The following is a 16,203-nucleotide window of genomic DNA, read 5'->3' as shown; positions in this document are numbered from 1 at the left end:
GCTACCTGGGAGAGGAAGAAAACCCTTCCATCCCCAAATCGCCAAGAATGCGATTTAAATCTGCGACGGTAGCGAAATCGATTGTCAGTTGACCCTTAGTGCGAGAGAGCGAAATCTTGACCCGAGTGTTGAGGCGGTCGCCCAGCTGTTCAGCGAGCTCATCGAGTTGACCGGCCCTCCCCCCGGGCCTGGAGCTTCGACCGGGTTTCTTCTGTCCCACCGCAGAGCCGGCGCGTTCTTCAACCTGGCGCACAGTGAGCGACTGGGAAATGATGTCTTCGGCAAGTTTTTCCTGAGCCTCTGGCTCACTCACCGCGAGAAGCGCCCTGGCGTGGCCAGCGCTCAGAACACCGGCCGCAACGTGAACCTGCACTCGCGGTGCAAGGTTCAAAAGACGAAGCGTGTTGGTCACTTGGGGACGCGATCGGCCGATTCGGTCCGCGAGCTCTTGCTGTGTCGTGCCGAAATCATCCAAGAGTTGTTTGTAGGCAGAGGCCTCTTCCAGTGGGTTCAAATCAGCCCTGTGGAGGTTTTCCAGCAAAGCATCTCGCAGCATGTCGCCATCGCTGGTGTCTCTCACAACAGCTGGAATGGTCGCTAAACCCGCGGCCGTTGCGGCGCGCAGGCGTCGCTCCCCCATGATTAATTCGTAGGGGGCTTCCGCCGCACTCGCTGCCGGGCGTGGCCGCACCACGATGGGCTGCAAGACACCAAACTCCCGGATTGAATGGGTGAGCTCGTTGAGCTCTTCCGCCCGGAACTCACTGCGGGGCTGCCTCGCATTGGGGGTGATATCCGCCAGCGGTATCTGTTTGAGGGCGAGGCCTGGAACAGCGTCGAGGGAGGAATCCTCGGAGCCAAAGAAGACGTCGACAGCGCTTTCACTCTCCGGTGCTTGTGCAGGAATAAGTGCACCAATGCCCCGACCTAAACCACTGCGCTTAGCCGCCATGTTGTCCTCCAAAACGCCCCGCAAATTCGAGTGCAGCTTCAGCATAAGACAGAGCACCCGGAGATCCCGGGTCATAGGTAATAACCGACTGGCCGTAGCTGGGTGCTTCGCTAATGCGCACCGACCGAGGAATGATGCTCGCTAAGACGTCGCTGGGAAAGTGTTCTTGAACGTCTTGGGCTACCTGCTGAGCAAGATTGGTGCGCTGGTCATACATGGTCAGCGCGATCGTCTTTCGTTGAAGGTCAGGGTTGACGTGCGCACGGATTCTCTCAATGGTGTCCAGGAGTTGGCTGAGGCCTTCAAGGGCGTAGTACTCACACTGGATCGGAATCAGGACCTCATTCGCCAGGGCAAACGCGTTAATCGTCAAGATGCCGAGAGATGGTGGTGTGTCGATGAAAATGTAATGAAAGCCCTCACGCTTTCCCTCTCCTAGATAACCAGCGAGTGCCTCTTTCAATCGAAACTCCCGGCGTTCCTGGGACACCAGCTCAATTTCTGCTCCGGCGAGGTTAATGGTTGCTGGCAGGCACCAGAGGCCCTCAGCTTCCGGACTGGGTGTTATGGCGTCCTCCACAGCGGATTCACCGAGTAACACCTCATAGCTCCCAATCACGCCGTCATGGTGGGGCACACCAAGGGCCGTTGACGCGTTGCCCTGGGGGTCCAGATCGATTACCAACACCTTGGCGCCGTGAGCTGCCAGGGACGCAGCGAGATTCACCGTGGTCGTGGTCTTACCAACACCACCTTTTTGGTTGGCTATCGTGACAATCCGGGTGGCGGAGGGTAGTGGCCAGGTAGCACGCCGAAGGCGCTCCCGCCGCACGGACACTGCCAATAACTCATCGGCTAGTGGCGTCGAGTCAGTTGACATGCCGTAATACCCCCAATGTTTCACGTGAAACATTCACACAATCGCGCGAAGTTAAGACTCCAGCGTAGCTCGGAAAATACGGGTTTCCTCGGTGTGGTAATCCGCACCGACTACCAAAGACTCAACGTTAGTCAGTCCACTCTTCACCAGCACGCTCTTGGCGTCATCAATCTCTTGATCTAGGCGTTGGCCCTTCAAGAACACCATCTGTCCACCGGGTGCTACTAAACGTCTGGTCATCGGTACGAGTTTTTTCAAGGCGCTGACGGCTCGAGCCGTCACCGTGTCAAAACGCCGATCTGAGGGCACGTCTTGGGCGCGTGAGCGCAGCACGTCAACGTTTTCTAGTTCAAGTCGATCAGCCTCCTCCCTCAACCAGGTGGCACGCCGCTCCATCGGCTCAATGAGCGTGCACGACACGTCGCGGCGCATAATGGCCACCACTAGCCCCGGGAAACCCGCGCCGGAACCGATATCGGCTAACGTTCCAGCCTTTACAAGGGTCCCCACCAGGGCTGAGTTAACCAGGTGCCGCGTCCAGAGCCGTTCCAATTCTCTTGGGCCGATCAGTCCCAGAGTCTCGCCGTACTCGATGAGATCGTGAGCGAACTGCCTCGCAACGCCAATGTGCTCACCGAAGAGCAGTAATGCTGCTTCTGGCTCCTGCTCCACCCCTGAATGTTTCACGTGAAACGTCCTACTCCCCGGGGGTGATCACCGTGTGGCGGTCGGCTCCTTCGCCGTGGGATTCAGAGTGATACCCACGCTCTGAGGCCAGGTCGTGGACCAGTTTCCTCTCATAACTACTCATGGATGGAAGCGCGGCCGATGCGGCCCCATCTTCAATGGTGTTGATCGCAGCATCGACAAGGCCTTTCAGCTCATCTGCCCTCTTATCGCGGGAACCCGCAACATCGAGGATTAGCCTCGAGAACTCACCGGTCTTCTGTTGCACCGCCAGCCGGGTCAGCTCTTGAAGGGCCTGGACCACGTCAGGCTTTGACAGCCGCTGTAAGTCGCCGGTTTCCTCACTCACGACACTCAAGTAAGTTCGACCGTTTTTGGCCTCGATTTCAATATCCCCGTCAAGGTCGGCAATGTCCAGAAGAGCCTCTAAATAGTCGGCCCCCAGTTCACCCTCATCTAATTCGTGTCCTGACGCTGTCTCGGTCACCGTTGTTATCCCTTCGGCTTCGCGGCTTGACCGGCGAGGCCATCGTCATCACCGGGTTTTTTCTGTGGCTTGGGACCTTTTTTCTTCGCGCGTGATTTACCCACCGGCTGTTGGCGCTGTGCCGGCTTAGTCGGCTCGGGCGCGTCATCTTGCTCAACCTCACCGAGGGGTGGCAAACCCAGCTTCTCGCGCTTTTTGGCGATCCGTTCTTCACGAGCCTTTGCCGCTTGGCTACCCGGTGTGGGCATGTTGCGAATCACCAGGAACTGCTGACCCATCGTCCAGAAGTTCGAGACCAACCAATAGAACATCACGCCCAGTGGGAAGAACACACCGGAGAAGAGGAACACCAAGGGCAACACGTACAGCAGGACACGTTGCTGGCGGTACATCGGACTCGCCATCATCTCTTCAGACTGGTTCTTAGCCATGATCTGAAGTTGGGTGATGAACTGGGAGGCCGACATCAAGACGACCATCACCGCGGCGATCAACACCACGGCCGTCGTGCCGCCTTCTTCGAGGACGGCTTCACCGCTGATAGCCGCGCTCATCGTCGCGCTGAGTGGTGCCAAACCGAAAAGCTCGGCGTTGGCGAATTGAACGGCCAAATCTTGTGTCATGTAGGACACACCAGCGTTACCGAGACCCGCTTCACTCAATACACGGAAAAGCCCGAAGAAGATGGGCATCTGGAGAAGCAGTGGCAGACAGGAACTAAAAGGGTTCGTTCCGGCTTTGGAATACAGCGCCATCGTCTCTCGGGACAGAGCTTCCCTCGAAAACTGGTCTTTCTTACCCTTGTACTTATCCTGAATTTTCTTCAGCTGTGGCGCAATTTCCATCATCCGCCGTTGGCTTTTGATCTGCCGCACGAAAACCGGAATCAACGCTGCCCGGACCACAAGCACCAACGCGGTGATTGCCAAGACCCAACTAATGCCCGATGCACCCTCGAGACCCCACGCCTCAAACAGGCTGTGGAAGCCCACAAGGATGGCCTCAATCACCCACCGGATCGGCCAGAGGATAGTGTCAATAGCCCCCATGGGTTAGACCTCTTTTCTTGGCCGCACAAAGCCATGTTCAGTGATGTCGAAGTAAGTGTGGTGCGCCTCTGGGGGATCATCGATGCCCCCGCGAGAAAAAGGATTACACCGCAACACGCGCCACGCAGCAAGCCCAGTTCCCTTGAAGGCTCCATGATACTGAATAGCCCTAAAGGCGTAGAGCGAACAACTCGGATAGTACCGACAGACTTGTCCGTAAAGCGGTGAAATCACCTTTCGGTAAGCCCACAGAAACCCCAGCATGGCGTTTCTCGGCACAAGGACAAGCCACAATCCAAGGCTTTTTACCCCGGAAATCATCTACTGAGGACCTTGCGAAGCTCGTGTTCTGCCTCAGCAACAGTCACTTTCGTAGCGCCTGGAGCAGCCCTCACCACGACATCGACTGAATATGGCTCACCCAGTAATCGCTGGGCCGCAGCCCGCAAGCGACGCTTCACGAGATTCCGCAACACCGCGTTGCCAACGGCCTTCGACACCACAAAACCGAAACGTGGAGAACCAAGCGCGTTGTCTAACACGCTCACCAGGCCCAAGGGGGTCCTAGACTTAGACCCACGACCTAACACGCGACGATAATCTTCGCCACGGGTGATGCGGTGCTGAGCAGGGAGCACCAGGGTTCAAAGGATCTACGCAGAAAGCTCGGAGCGACCCTTGCGCCGACGCGCTGTCAGGATAGCTCGGCCTGCGCGTGTGCGCATGCGGGCACGGAAACCGTGGACCTTTGCCCGACGACGGTTATTAGGTTGAAACGTTCTCTTCGACATGTACACCACTCCTGGCTGGTCCTGACACGCGCCAGGAAAGACTTTGAATCGACCCTTCAGGATAGGCCCCTTGGCTGAGCGGGTCAAACAGACATACATTAGTTATCCACAGCAAGAGTGGATTTCCCGTCTTTCATTGTCGGCATAGGGCGACGACGAATAGAGTGACCACGAGTTATCCACAGGAGAAGGAGCCAAACGTGGCTGAAGCAGATTACGACATTGATGCCTACTGGACGTCGGTCCTCGCTCACCTTGCTACTGATAACCGAATTACCCCGCAGCTGCGTGGCTTCCTCGACCTGGTGAAACCTCGAGGAGTACTTGCCAACATCCTGTATCTCGAAGTACCCAACGAACTCACTCGCGGAATGCTGGAGCAGCGAGTGCGCATTCCTCTCATGTCAGCGATGGAAACCATCGAAGACAACGACATTCAAAACTTTGCGCTAGTGGTGAACCCCGAGATTGAAACCAGTATCAATCCGACACCAAACCCTCTCGGACCGAGCGACCCTGAGGCAGATCTGATTGCCGTGGACCCCACACCCACACAGCCGATCACCAGTGCGCCCTACACGCGGCTCAATGACAAATACACTTTCGACAGTTTCGTCATTGGGCCTTCCAACCGTTTCTCCCATGCGGCCGCTGTCGCCGTCGCTGAAGCACCCGCTAAGGCGTATAACCCTCTCTTTATTTATGGTGGAAGTGGTTTGGGGAAAACCCACCTCCTTCACGCCATTGGCCATTACACGCAAAACCTTTACAAAGGCATCCGTGTGAAATACGTCAGCTCCGAAGAATTCACCAATGACTTCATTAACGCCATCGCCAACAACAGGTCGCACGAGTTTCAAAACCGCTACCGCGAAGTGGATGTCCTCTTAATCGACGACATCCAGTTTTTACAAGGGAAAGACTCCACCCAGGAGGCTTTCTTTCACACGTTCAATACACTCCACGACCACAACAAACAGGTCGTTGTGACCAGTGATCTTCCCCCAAAACAACTCACCGGGTTCGAGGACCGCATGCGGACCCGATTTGAGTGGGGGCTGATTACCGACGTCCAAGCACCAGACCTCGAAACACGAATTGCGATTTTGCGGAAAAAAGCATCAAGTGAGTCGCTCAATATTGGTGACGACGTATTAGAACACATGGCCTCGAAAGTCTCCACCAACATCCGGGAGTTAGAGGGTGCTCTTATCCGGGTCACCGCCTTCGCCAACCTGAACGGTTCCGACATCACGATGGCACTTGTCCAAACGGTGATGAAAGACCTCATGTTGTCGGAAGAAGCAAACGTCATTGCACCGACCGAAATCATCGCCCAAACCGCTCAGTACTTTGAACTCACCGTGGAGGACCTTTACGGTTCGTCGCGTTCGCAAACTATTGCGCTCGCCAGACAAATCGCGATGTACCTGTGCCGAGAACTCACAAACCTTTCTCTACCCAAAATCGGTCAGCTCTTCGGAAATCGAGATCACACCACCGTGATGTATGCCAATAAGAAAATCAGCGACCTCATGAAAGAGCGCCGGAGTATTTATAACCAGGTCACGGAACTGACCAGCCGCATCAAACAGAAGTACGCTTACTAAAAAGTGTGACCACTTTGGATAAGCCCTGTGGATAAATAGTCAAATCTGTGGAAACTCAACACATCTTGTGGATAACGAATAATTCGACGACACTGAAGTAATAGGTTGCAACTCCTCTATCACCATGAACTACACAACTTTCACGCATGTGGTTCAGGACACTTTTCAACGAACAGCGCAGACTATCCACGATTTCCACAACGGTTATTACTGTTACCTCTTAAGTAATAAGAAGAAATGACATCCCACGAACCTTTACCTCACTGCCTTCGGCACAATGTGCGACAATCGTGGAACGTTTGAGAAAGGTCGTTGCCCGTGAAACTCACTGTGCACCGCGATGTATTTGCTGATGCGGTGAGCTTTGCCGTGAAGCTGTTACCCCAGCGCACCACCCTGCCCATCCTGAGTGGTGTTCTCCTTCACGCGGATCAAGACTCATTGACACTGTCCTCTTTTGATTACGAAGTGTCCGCACGCACGAGCGTCGCCGCAGACATTCAACACCCCGGCCACGTCCTCGTGTCTGGCCGTTTACTCTCCGACATTGCTCAGCGCCTACCCCAACAAGACGTGACTCTCGAACTTGACGGATCATCCATGAAAGTGGTGTGCGGTTCGGCGAAATTCAGCTTGCTCACGATGCCCATTGAGGAGTACCCGCAACTGCCGGAAGTATCGGGAGTATCAGGTGAAGTATCCGGTGACGATTTCGGACACGCGATCGCACAAGTAAGTCCGGCTGCGTCACGCGACGATGTTACGCCGGTAATCACCGGCGTCCTTCTTCACATCACTGATGAAAACTTGGCGTTGATGGCCACCGACCGGTACCGCGTCGCGGTGCGGGAAATGCCCTGGGCAAGTAGCGAATCCGGACTAGAGGTCAGCGCACTCGTCCCCTCGAAAACATTGTCCGAGGTAGGTAAGACTTTCCAGAATGCCGACAAGGTGAACATCACCATCATGACGGGAGCTGAGCGGGAATTAGTCGCCTTCAGTGCTGACGATAAAACAGTCACGTCACTGCTGATCAAGGGCAGCTTTCCACCAGTACAGCGGTTATTTCCGGAAAGCGTCGACAACTACTGCGTAGTCAATACCGCGGAATTGATTGAAGCAACCAGACGTGTGGGATTAGTTGTTGAGCGTGAAGCCCCACTGCGATACAGCTTTAGCGCTGATGGCGTGATGTTGGAAGCCTTGGGGTCCGAACAAGCCCAAGCTTCTGAAACCACCGACGGCCATTTGGTCGGAGAAGACTGTGTCGTGTCACTGAAACCGCAGTTTCTGATTGATGGCCTCAGTCACACTGGTAGTGAGTTTGCTCGGGTGGGATTTAGCCCAACGGACAACCCGAACAAACCGGGTCCAGTACTCATCACTGCCCAAACTTCTCGTGAGGGGGATCAGGAAGCGTCTTATCGCTACTTGCTCCAACCTAACCTGTTGATGCGCTAGTCGGTGGCAGGCCTTGTGGGTCTCTGAATTAGAGCTGCATCACTTTCGTAACCACTCCCACACTGGGCTGTCGCTGACTCCGGGTGTGAGTGTCTTTGTCGGTTCTAACGGTCAAGGAAAAACAAACCTTGTCGAAGCGATTGGCTATTTGGCTTATCAGTCCTCCCACCGGGTTTCACAAGACCGGGCGCTCGTTCAAGAAGGTCACGACAAGGCTACGGTCAGAGCGCGGGTAAATCACGAGGATCGCCACGCTGATGTCGCGTGTGAGGTCTCGCTCCGCGGGGCAAACCGCGCGAAGCTCGGCGGAAACCCGGTCGCGATGGGTGATCTATCCGGTTGGGTGAAAGCGGTGTTGTTCACCCCTGAGGATCTGTCTCTCATCAGGGGTGAGCCAGCGGGCCGACGACGCTATCTCGATACAACGATGATTTCACAGCGCCCCGCAACCGCGGCAATCGTGGCTGATTATGAACGCGTCGTCAAACAACGAAATGCACTGTTGAAATCGCATCGTGGTCGGGTAACCCCGGAACTCCAGTCGACTCTTCGAGGGTGGGATGATGCTTTCGTTGACCTTGCCGGCGCTTATACAACAGCCCGTCTGCAACTACTTCGTCAGTTAGAGCCGGCGGTGATGGATGCCTATTCGACTATCGCAGCGGATAACACTGTCTCGTTAAGTCTGGACTCTGCCGCAGTCGATGAGGATGGTGTCCTGAGTGATGATTTGCATGGGCATTATCAGTCTCAGTTAGTGAGCAACGCTAAGGCCGAGTGGGAGCGCGGAATGACTCTTGTGGGTCCCCACCGAGATGATTTATCCCTCACGCTCAACGGGCTACCCTCTCGCACCCATTCCAGTCAAGGAGAGGCCTGGTCTCTGGCGTTGGGGCTGCGCATGGCGCAAGCCGTTTTATACCGGGCAGATTCTTCAGCCGGTGATCCGGTCATGATTTTGGATGATGTGTTCGCGGAACTTGACCGGTCTCGTCGGGGAACTCTCGAGCGTTTAGTGGCCGATTATGAACAAGTCCTCGTCACTGCAGCCGTCTGGGAAGACGTTCCAGAATCATTTAGTGGTCGGGTGTTTGATGTTGTGGCGGGGGAAGTGAGGGTCCGTGACTGAGCGCGGTATGGCTCGCACATCCGGTGAACCCTCACGGGTGTATCGCCATTTTCGACACGTTTTTGGTGACCGCCGACCCACTAGACACAGGGTTATTCCGGACGAAGATCAACCGTTCCAGCCAGGACGCGACCCCCATTCGGTGTCAGGCGCAATGGACAAATTAAGCAAAGACATGGGGTGGTCGTCTTCGATGGCGGAAGCTTCGATTGCGTTGCATTGGCCGGAGTTGGTGGGAGAAAACATCGCCGAACATACAGAAGTGGTCGATATCAACGCCGGAACGCTCACTGTCTCCTGTGATTCCTCGGCGTGGGCCACACAGTTGCGCATGATGCGCCACGAACTTCTTGTGCGTTTCGGCGAGAAAGTACCTGAAGCGCAAATCGAAAAAATCATCGTCAAAGCTCCTGGCACGCCCAGTTGGAGAAAAGGACCGCGCAGTGTGCCCGGGAGGGGCCCTAGAGACACCTACGGTTAGCCGCAGAATAGCGTGAGAGAAACGTCTAAGGGTGGTCATATATCCCCGTATTAGCAGGGGGTCTGGGATAGACTGGAAGCCGTCTAGCCCTTGAAATCCGTGGGGGTTGGAAATCCGGTTTCTGACCACTGTAGGAGCTAACTGAAATATGTCGTCTGAGCCGAAGAATAACAAGCAGGAACCCTCTTACGGCGCGAGCGACATTCAAGTTCTCGAGGGCCTTGAAGCGGTCCGCAAACGCCCCGGCATGTATATCGGGTCTACTGGACCCCGCGGTTTGCACCACTTGGTGTACGAAATTGTCGACAACTCAGTTGATGAAGCCCTCGCCGGTCACTGCACAAGCATTGACGTGCGCATCCTCCCCGATGGCGCTGTGCGGGTCAGCGATGACGGACGGGGTATTCCTGTTGACGAACACCCCGTCGAAAAACGCTCCACCGTTGAAGTGGTGTTGACCACACTCCACGCGGGTGGAAAATTTGGCGGCGGCGGTTACGCGGTCTCTGGTGGTTTGCACGGCGTCGGCTCCAGTGTGGTCAATGCCCTTTCCGAAAAACTTCACGTTGAAGTTCGTCGCCAAGGAAACCTCTGGACTCAGAGTTACTCGGTCGGTGTTCCTGATGCGCCTCTGGCAATGGGCGGCAAAGCTGACGAAACGGGCACCACCATTACCTTTTGGCCGAGCTCCGATGTCTTTGAAACGACAGATTTTGACTACGAAACGCTGCGGACCCGTTTTCAACAGATGGGCTTTTTGAACAAAGGCCTCCTGATTTCCCTCGTTGATGAGCGCGATGGCGCCGAGGGTCGCAGTGATCAGTTCAAATATGACAACGGACTGATGGACTACGTCAGCCACCTGAACTCATCGAAAAAAACGGACGCCGTTCACGACGAAATCATTTCTTTCGAACGCGAAGACCCCGACGCCACCATTGCATTGGAAGTCGCGATGCAGTGGACGGAAGGATTTTCCGAAAGCGTTCACACGTACGCCAACACCATTAACACCCATGAGGGGGGAACCCACGAAGAGGGTTTTCGAGCGGCACTCACCTCGTTGATCAACCGATACGCCAGGGCAAATAATTTACTCCGTGAAAAAGATGAAAACCTCACCGGTGAGGATGTTCGAGAAGGCCTCACCGCAGTGGTCTCCATCAAACTCGGTGAACCACAGTTTGAAGGTCAAACAAAGACCAAATTGGGTAACACGGAAGCCAAATCTTTCGTGCAAAAGACCACCACTGATGCGCTCGGTGACTGGTTTGAGCGAAACCCCGCACTGGCAAAAGACATTGTGCGAAAAGCCATCGGTGCATCGCAAGCGCGTATCGCCGCGCGCAAAGCGAGGGAAAACACCAGACGTAAAGGACTTCTAGAGTCAGGTGGAATGCCCGGAAAGTTGAAGGATTGCCAAAGTAAAGACCCGTCCAACAGTGAAATTTTCATTGTCGAGGGTGACTCTGCAGGGGGTAGCGCCGTCCAGGGCCGAGACCCTGAAACACAAGCCATTTTGCCCATTCGCGGAAAAATCCTGAATGTGGAAAAAGCCCGACTCGATCGGGCAATGGGCAACACCGAAGTCCAAGGGATGATTACGGCCTTCGGAGCGGGAATCGGTGAAGATTTCGACATTGACAAAGTCAGGTACCACAAAATTGTTCTGATGGCGGATGCTGACGTGGATGGCCAACACATCACCACACTGTTGCTGACCCTCCTTTTTCGCTATATGCGCCCACTCATCGAACAGGGTTATGTCTACCTGGCGCAGCCACCGCTGTATCGAATCAAATGGTCAAACGCGGAACACGAATTTGTCTTCAGTGACCGCGAACGTGACGCCCTGATGGAAGAGGGCAAAAAGGCGGGTCGCAAACTTCCCAAAGACAACTACATCCAACGCTACAAAGGTTTAGGTGAGATGAACCACCAAGAGCTGTGGGAAACAACGATGAATCCCGAAAGCCGCACCCTGCTTCAAGTGACCCTTGACGATGCGGCCATCGCCGACACCATTTTCACCACCCTCATGGGTGACGACGTGGAATCCCGCCGGGCTTTCATTCAACAAAACGCTAAAGACGTCCGTTTTCTCGATATCTAGACACACTCCGTAGCCGGAGGAGGCATTGTGGCAGACAGCACCGTAGAAGGACCCACCGACCGCATCGATCAGGTGGACCTGCAATTAGAGATGCAGCGCTCTTACCTGGACTACGCGATGAGCGTCATCGTGGGTCGAGCACTCCCCGATGTACGGGACGGGTTAAAACCCGTCCACCGCCGGGTGCTCTACGCGATGTTTGACGGTGGGTACCGTCCCGACAAAGCGTTCTCGAAATGTTCTCGCGTTGTGGGTGACGTCATGGGTAAGTACCACCCTCACGGCGACTCCGCTATTTACGACGCCCTGGTGCGACTGGTGCAACCCTGGTCGATGCGCTACCCGTTAGCTTCCGGCCAAGGAAACTTCGGCTCACCCGGTAACGACGGGGCTGCAGCACCGAGGTACACCGAAACACGCATGGCGCCGCTCGCCATGGAAATGGTTCGCGATATCGACGAAGACACTGTCGATTTCCAAGACAACTATGACGGGCGAACTGAAGAGCCCACCATTTTGCCCAGTCGCTTTCCGAACCTTTTAGCGAACGGTTCCGTGGGTATTGCGGTGGGAATGGCCACCAATATCCCGCCGCACAACCTCCGAGAAATTGCTGATGCTGCCACCTGGCACCTTCAACACCCGGATGCCGCCCCAGAGGAACTGCTGGAGGCGTGCATTGAGAGAATCAAAGGCCCTGATTTCCCCACCGGTGCCCAGATTTTGGGTAGTAAGGGCATTCACGATGCCTACCGAACCGGTCGCGGCTCAATCACCATGCGCGCTGTGGTCAGCGTGGAGGAACAGGGCGGGCGGACAGTCCTTGTCGTCACCCAGTTGCCATATCAGGTAAACCCCGACAACCTGGCCATGCGTATTGCTGAGCTTGTCAAAGAGGGCAAGATTGCCGGCATCGCCGACATTCGCGATGAAACCTCTGGTCGCACCGGCCAGCGTCTGGTGATTGTTCTCAAGCGCGACGCGGTTGCCCAAGTGGTGCTGAACAACCTGTACAAGCACACCCAATTGCAAGAAAACTTTGGCGCAAACATGTTGGCCATTGTGGATGGCGTCCCCAAGACCCTTCGAGTCGACCAATTCATCCGTTATTGGTCTGATCACCAAGTCGAAGTGATTGTCCGTCGCACGCAGTATCGCTTGGCGAAAGCTGAAGCCGACTGGCACATCCTGAAGGGTTACCTTCTGGCCTTGGATGCCCTCGACGCGGTAATCGACCTGATCCGTAAATCTCCCACAGTGGACGACGCGAAAACAGGTCTTCAACAGCTTCTTGGTGTTGATGATGAACAGGCCACCGCAATCCTGAACCTCCAACTGCGGCGCTTGGCAGCTCTTGAGAGACAAAAAATTCTCGACCAAGCTGCCGAGTTGGAAAAAGAAATCGCTGGATACAAGGTGATCCTGGGCAGTCCAGAGCGCCAAAGGGAAATCATCGTCGAAGAATTGACCGATGTGGTGGACCGGTTTGGCGATGACCGTCGGACCGAAATCCTCGCCGGGTTTGACCCTGAAATGCGCTACGAGGACCTCATCCCGGATGAGCAAATGGTCGTCACCCTCACCCGCGGCGGTTACATCAAACGCACTCGGGCGGATTCTTACCGCCGTCAACACCGAGGCGGTAAAGGTATTCGCGGCGCCCAGCTGCGCTCCGATGATGTCGTCGAACACTTCTTTGTGACCAGTACCCACAGATGGTTGCTGTTTTTCACCAACCTTGGCCGGGTGTATCGCGCGAAAGCTTACGAAATCGCTGAAGCCGGCCGGGATGCCAAAGGCCAGCACGTGGCCAATGTCTTAGCTCTTCAACCCGATGAGCATGTCGCTCAAGTGTTGGATATCCCCGATTACGAGGTGGCTCAGTACCTGGTGCTCGCCACTAAGCAGGGAATGGTCAAAAAGACTGCGCTCACCACCTATGACACCCCCCGCCAGGGTGGAGTCATTGCCATCAACCTCCGCGAAGGCGATGAAGTAGTCCGTGCTTTGTTGGTCAACGCTGACGAGGACATCATGCTGATTTCTAGAGCCGGGCAATCTCTGCGCTTTAGTGCAACCGACGACGCGCTTCGTCCGATGGGTCGAGCTACCGCAGGTGTGATTGGAATGCACTTCCGTGGGGACGATGAGCTACTAACTGCCGACGTTGTTAATGACGATTGGTATGTCTTCGTGGTCACCGAAGGCGGTTACGCCAAGCGCACCGCGGTCGGCCAGTACCGCCAACAAGGCCGTGGCGGCATGGGGATCAAAATCGCCAAACTGAGCGATAGCCGGGGAAACCTCGCGGGTGGGTTGATTGTTGGCGAAGACGATGAAGTATTGGTCGTCTTGGAAAGCGGCAAGGTCGTACGAAGTGTGGTCTCCGAAGTGCCGGCAAAAGGCCGCGACACGATGGGGGTCGTATTCTGTCGCCTCGTTGACGAAGACAAAGTGCTTGCCATCGCCAGGAGCAGTGAGCAGGTCATCGAGGCGGAGGTTGAGGATAGTACTCTCGAGGAGTCAGATGACCAGCCCGCTGAGGAGACAACCCCATGACCGAAGCCGCTGCACCGCAGATGCGCCAAACCAAGCCAGCTCCCGCACCCGTGAAACAGGTGCGCTTGCGCCTGACCTACATTGACCTGTGGTCCGCGGTGAAAGTGTCGGCGATGGTGGCGGTCGTTGTTGCCGTCGCCATTTTGGTGTTGAACATTGCGATTTGGGGCATTTTGAATGCCACCGGCATTTTAGGCGCGCTCGAGGGAGTGATTTCCGACATTTTGGGTGAGGGTGCTGGCGGAATTCTTGCGCTTCTTGAGTTTTCCCAGGTGTTTGCCCTCTCGTTGGTCAGTGCGGTAATAAACCTCGTGTCGATCACTGTTCTGGGTTCACTCGGAGCCCTCATCTACAACGCGATTGCGAAAATCACAGGGGGTTACCTACTGGGTTTCCAATCAAATTAGTGGCCTGATTGTGAGAGCGGGCGCAACCTGCGCTACGCTCTTATCCGGTTCGGGGCTATAGCTCAGGCGGTTAGAGCGCTTCGCTGATAACGAAGAGGTCCCAGGTTCAAGTCCTGGTAGCCCCACCCCTTACTAAGGGGCCTTAGCTCAATTGGTAGAGCGCCTGCTTTGCAAGCAGGAGGTCAGGGGTTCGATTCCCCTAGGCTCCACAAAGCAACACTTATCGTTTCGGTGCAACATCATCTTTCCGAAGTAGCCAGAAAGCAGCGACCGCAACTAAGCAGAGGACAGCTGCAGTAATCCATGCGAGGAAATAGCTTCCTTCAAGATCACGAATCACCCCTGCATAGGTTGCTGCGACGCCCGCACCGACCATGTGGCTTGCAAAGACCCATCCCCAAACGATTCCCGTCTTGCCAAGTCCGAAATATCGTCGGATCAGCTCGATTGTCGGCGGCACAGTCGCAATCCAGTCCAGCCCATAAAAAACGACAAAGAAGAGGAGAGGCGGCTCTACAGTCGGCCCAAGGACGAACGGCACGGAGAACAGAGCGAGACCTCTGAGCCCGTAGTAAATGACGAGCAGAATTCGAGAATCGAAACGATCGGTTAGCCACCCAGAAAGGATTGTCCCGACGAAGTCAAAGATGCCGACGACTGCCAGGAGCCCAGCTGCTGTGGTAGCAGGCATTCCGTGGTCATGAGCAGCTGGGATGAAGTGTGCCCCGATAAGTCCGTTTGTCGTCCAACCGCACACAAAAAACGTCCCGCTCAGTACCCAGAATTGCCGGGTTCTAGCAACTTCAAACAAAACTGTAAAAGTGTCCAGAAGGCTTCTCGGGGCTTCTGTGTAGGTGGGTTCATCCGCCGTCGCCCCATATGCCGAGCTGTTGGCTTCCGCAGGGCTATTTTTAAAAAACAGAATGAAGATGGGTATTACCACCGCCACAAATCCCGCGACAATCAGCGAGCCTGTTCGCCAACCGAGTTGTGTGACCATGTTGGCGATGAGGGGAAGAAAGACAAGTTGACCCGTTGCGTATGCAGCCGAAAAGATTCCCGTCACGAGCCCTCGGCGTTTGACGAACCAACGGTTAGCGACAATTGAGGCAAACACGAGAGCAAGGCCTCCTGTCCCTGCCCCGACCATCACTCCCCAGTAAAGAACTAGTTGCCAGAGGCTGGTCATCCAAACAGTCAGTACAGTTCCCAGCCCAATTAGTCCGAGTGCGGCAAGAGCGACTTTCTTTACCGAATACTTCTCCATGAATACGGCAGCAAATGGAGCTGTCAGGCCATAGAAAATGAGATTTAGTGTGACCGCAGCAGATGTTTGAGTTCGTGTCCAGGCGAATTCCGTTTCGAGAGGCACGAACATGACCGAAGTCGTTGAGCGAAAAGCAGCAGCGGCGATGAGCGTCAGAAAAGTAACACCACCGACAATCCAAGCGGGGTGAATTCTTTTCATTGCGAAAGTCTAGTTCGTCGGTGTTTGCAAAATCGGCGTAGTCGTATTCCGGACTGTGGACGCAATATTGAGATAGTGACAGAGACTGACTGGAATAGTTGTAATTTTTAGTTGTAATTTGTAAAAACA

Annotated in this window: 16 protein-coding genes and 2 tRNA genes; 9 read left to right on the top strand and 9 right to left on the bottom strand. The window is 55.1% G+C overall.

Annotated features, from left to right (window positions below; genetic code table 11):
• Position 1 precedes the first annotated feature (1 nt).
• The 8 genes from C3B54_RS00720 to rpmH all read right to left on the bottom strand — a co-directional run bounded on the left by C3B54_RS00720 (position 2) and on the right by rpmH (position 4,846).
• A complete protein-coding gene (locus tag C3B54_RS00720) occupies positions 2 to 952 on the bottom strand; it encodes a ParB/RepB/Spo0J family partition protein (protein ID WP_104912802.1) in 951 nt (316 codons plus the stop codon).
• A complete protein-coding gene (locus C3B54_RS00715; protein ID WP_104912801.1) occupies positions 942 to 1,832 on the bottom strand; it encodes a ParA family protein in 891 nt (296 codons plus the stop codon). The genes C3B54_RS00720 and C3B54_RS00715 overlap by 11 nt, the downstream gene beginning before the upstream one ends.
• 51 nt (positions 1,833 to 1,883) lie before the next feature.
• Positions 1,884 to 2,519, bottom strand: coding sequence for a 16S rRNA (guanine(527)-N(7))-methyltransferase RsmG (rsmG, locus tag C3B54_RS00710; protein ID WP_104912800.1), 636 nt, complete (start codon positions 2,517 to 2,519; stop codon positions 1,884 to 1,886).
• 10 nt (positions 2,520 to 2,529) lie between these two features.
• Entirely contained in the window at positions 2,530 to 3,006 is a 477-nt protein-coding gene (locus tag C3B54_RS00705) for a Jag family protein (protein WP_245867952.1), read from the bottom strand.
• A gap of 5 nt (positions 3,007 to 3,011) precedes the next feature.
• Entirely contained in the window at positions 3,012 to 4,055 is a 1,044-nt protein-coding gene (gene yidC, locus C3B54_RS00700; RefSeq protein ID WP_104912798.1) for a membrane protein insertase YidC, read from the bottom strand.
• 3 nt (positions 4,056 to 4,058) lie between these two features.
• Positions 4,059 to 4,319, bottom strand: coding sequence for a membrane protein insertion efficiency factor YidD (yidD, locus tag C3B54_RS00695; RefSeq protein WP_425440315.1), 261 nt, complete (start codon positions 4,317 to 4,319; stop codon positions 4,059 to 4,061).
• Between the two features lie 53 nt (positions 4,320 to 4,372).
• Complete coding sequence (gene rnpA, locus C3B54_RS00690; protein ID WP_245868025.1) at positions 4,373 to 4,645, bottom strand: ribonuclease P protein component; 273 nt, start codon at positions 4,643 to 4,645, stop codon at positions 4,373 to 4,375.
• A 63-nt stretch (positions 4,646 to 4,708) separates the two neighbouring features.
• Positions 4,709 to 4,846: a 50S ribosomal protein L34 gene (gene rpmH, locus C3B54_RS00685; protein WP_104914169.1), complete on the bottom strand. Its 138-nt coding sequence runs from the start codon at positions 4,844 to 4,846 to the stop codon at positions 4,709 to 4,711.
• A gap of 164 nt (positions 4,847 to 5,010) precedes the next feature.
• Between rpmH and dnaA the strand changes: the two genes are divergently transcribed.
• The 9 genes from dnaA to C3B54_RS00640 all read left to right on the top strand — a co-directional run bounded on the left by dnaA (position 5,011) and on the right by C3B54_RS00640 (position 14,815).
• A complete protein-coding gene (gene dnaA / locus C3B54_RS00680; RefSeq protein WP_425440306.1) occupies positions 5,011 to 6,456 on the top strand; it encodes a chromosomal replication initiator protein DnaA in 1,446 nt (481 codons plus the stop codon).
• Positions 6,457 to 6,774: 318 nt separating this feature from the next.
• A complete protein-coding gene (gene dnaN, locus C3B54_RS00675; protein ID WP_104912794.1) occupies positions 6,775 to 7,917 on the top strand; it encodes a DNA polymerase III subunit beta in 1,143 nt (380 codons plus the stop codon).
• A 13-nt stretch (positions 7,918 to 7,930) separates the two neighbouring features.
• Entirely contained in the window at positions 7,931 to 9,046 is a 1,116-nt protein-coding gene (recF, locus tag C3B54_RS00670) for a DNA replication/repair protein RecF (RefSeq protein WP_104912793.1), read from the top strand.
• Entirely contained in the window at positions 9,039 to 9,527 is a 489-nt protein-coding gene (locus tag C3B54_RS00665) for a DciA family protein (protein ID WP_104912792.1), read from the top strand. Before recF ends, C3B54_RS00665 begins: the two co-directional genes overlap by 8 nt.
• A 148-nt stretch (positions 9,528 to 9,675) precedes the next feature.
• Positions 9,676 to 11,640, top strand: coding sequence for a DNA topoisomerase (ATP-hydrolyzing) subunit B (gene gyrB / locus C3B54_RS00660; protein ID WP_104912791.1), 1,965 nt, complete (start codon positions 9,676 to 9,678; stop codon positions 11,638 to 11,640).
• A gap of 27 nt (positions 11,641 to 11,667) precedes the next feature.
• Complete coding sequence (gene gyrA, locus C3B54_RS00655) at positions 11,668 to 14,199, top strand: DNA gyrase subunit A (RefSeq protein WP_104912790.1); 2,532 nt, start codon at positions 11,668 to 11,670, stop codon at positions 14,197 to 14,199.
• On the top strand, positions 14,196 to 14,606 hold the full coding sequence (locus tag C3B54_RS00650; RefSeq protein ID WP_104912789.1) for a DUF3566 domain-containing protein: 411 nt from the start codon (positions 14,196 to 14,198) through the stop codon (positions 14,604 to 14,606). Before gyrA ends, C3B54_RS00650 begins: the two co-directional genes overlap by 4 nt.
• A 51-nt stretch (positions 14,607 to 14,657) precedes the next feature.
• Positions 14,658 to 14,731: transfer RNA gene (locus tag C3B54_RS00645), tRNA-Ile, on the top strand.
• Between the two features lie 11 nt (positions 14,732 to 14,742).
• Positions 14,743 to 14,815, top strand: a tRNA-Ala gene (locus C3B54_RS00640).
• An 11-nt stretch (positions 14,816 to 14,826) separates the two neighbouring features.
• Here C3B54_RS00640 and C3B54_RS00635 read toward each other — a convergent pair.
• Entirely contained in the window at positions 14,827 to 16,074 is a 1,248-nt protein-coding gene (locus C3B54_RS00635; protein WP_104912788.1) for an MFS transporter, read from the bottom strand.
• Positions 16,075 to 16,203: the final 129 nt, after the last annotated feature.

The sequence above is a fragment of the Pontimonas salivibrio genome, assembly GCF_002950575.1.
Taxonomy (GTDB): Bacteria; Actinomycetota; Actinomycetes; order Actinomycetales; family Microbacteriaceae; genus Pontimonas; species Pontimonas salivibrio.
Note: the sequence above shows the minus strand (reverse complement) of the source record. Positions and strands in the feature narration are given on the sequence as shown.

Coding starts and splice junctions, on each gene's coding strand:
- C3B54_RS00720 (WP_104912802.1), bottom strand. CDS start 952: ATGGCGGCTAAGCGCAGTGGTTTAGGTCGGGGCATTGGTGCACTTATT.
- C3B54_RS00715 (WP_104912801.1), bottom strand. CDS start 1,832: ATGTCAACTGACTCGACGCCACTAGCCGATGAGTTATTGGCAGTGTCC.
- yidC (WP_104912798.1), bottom strand. CDS start 4,055: ATGGGGGCTATTGACACTATCCTCTGGCCGATCCGGTGGGTGATTGAG.
- yidD (WP_425440315.1), bottom strand. CDS start 4,319: ATGCTGGGGTTTCTGTGGGCTTACCGAAAGGTGATTTCACCGCTTTAC.
- rpmH (WP_104914169.1), bottom strand. CDS start 4,846: ATGTCGAAGAGAACGTTTCAACCTAATAACCGTCGTCGGGCAAAGGTC.
- gyrB (WP_104912791.1), top strand. CDS start 9,676: ATGTCGTCTGAGCCGAAGAATAACAAGCAGGAACCCTCTTACGGCGCG.
- C3B54_RS00650 (WP_104912789.1), top strand. CDS start 14,196: ATGACCGAAGCCGCTGCACCGCAGATGCGCCAAACCAAGCCAGCTCCC.
- C3B54_RS00635 (WP_104912788.1), bottom strand. CDS start 16,074: ATGAAAAGAATTCACCCCGCTTGGATTGTCGGTGGTGTTACTTTTCTG.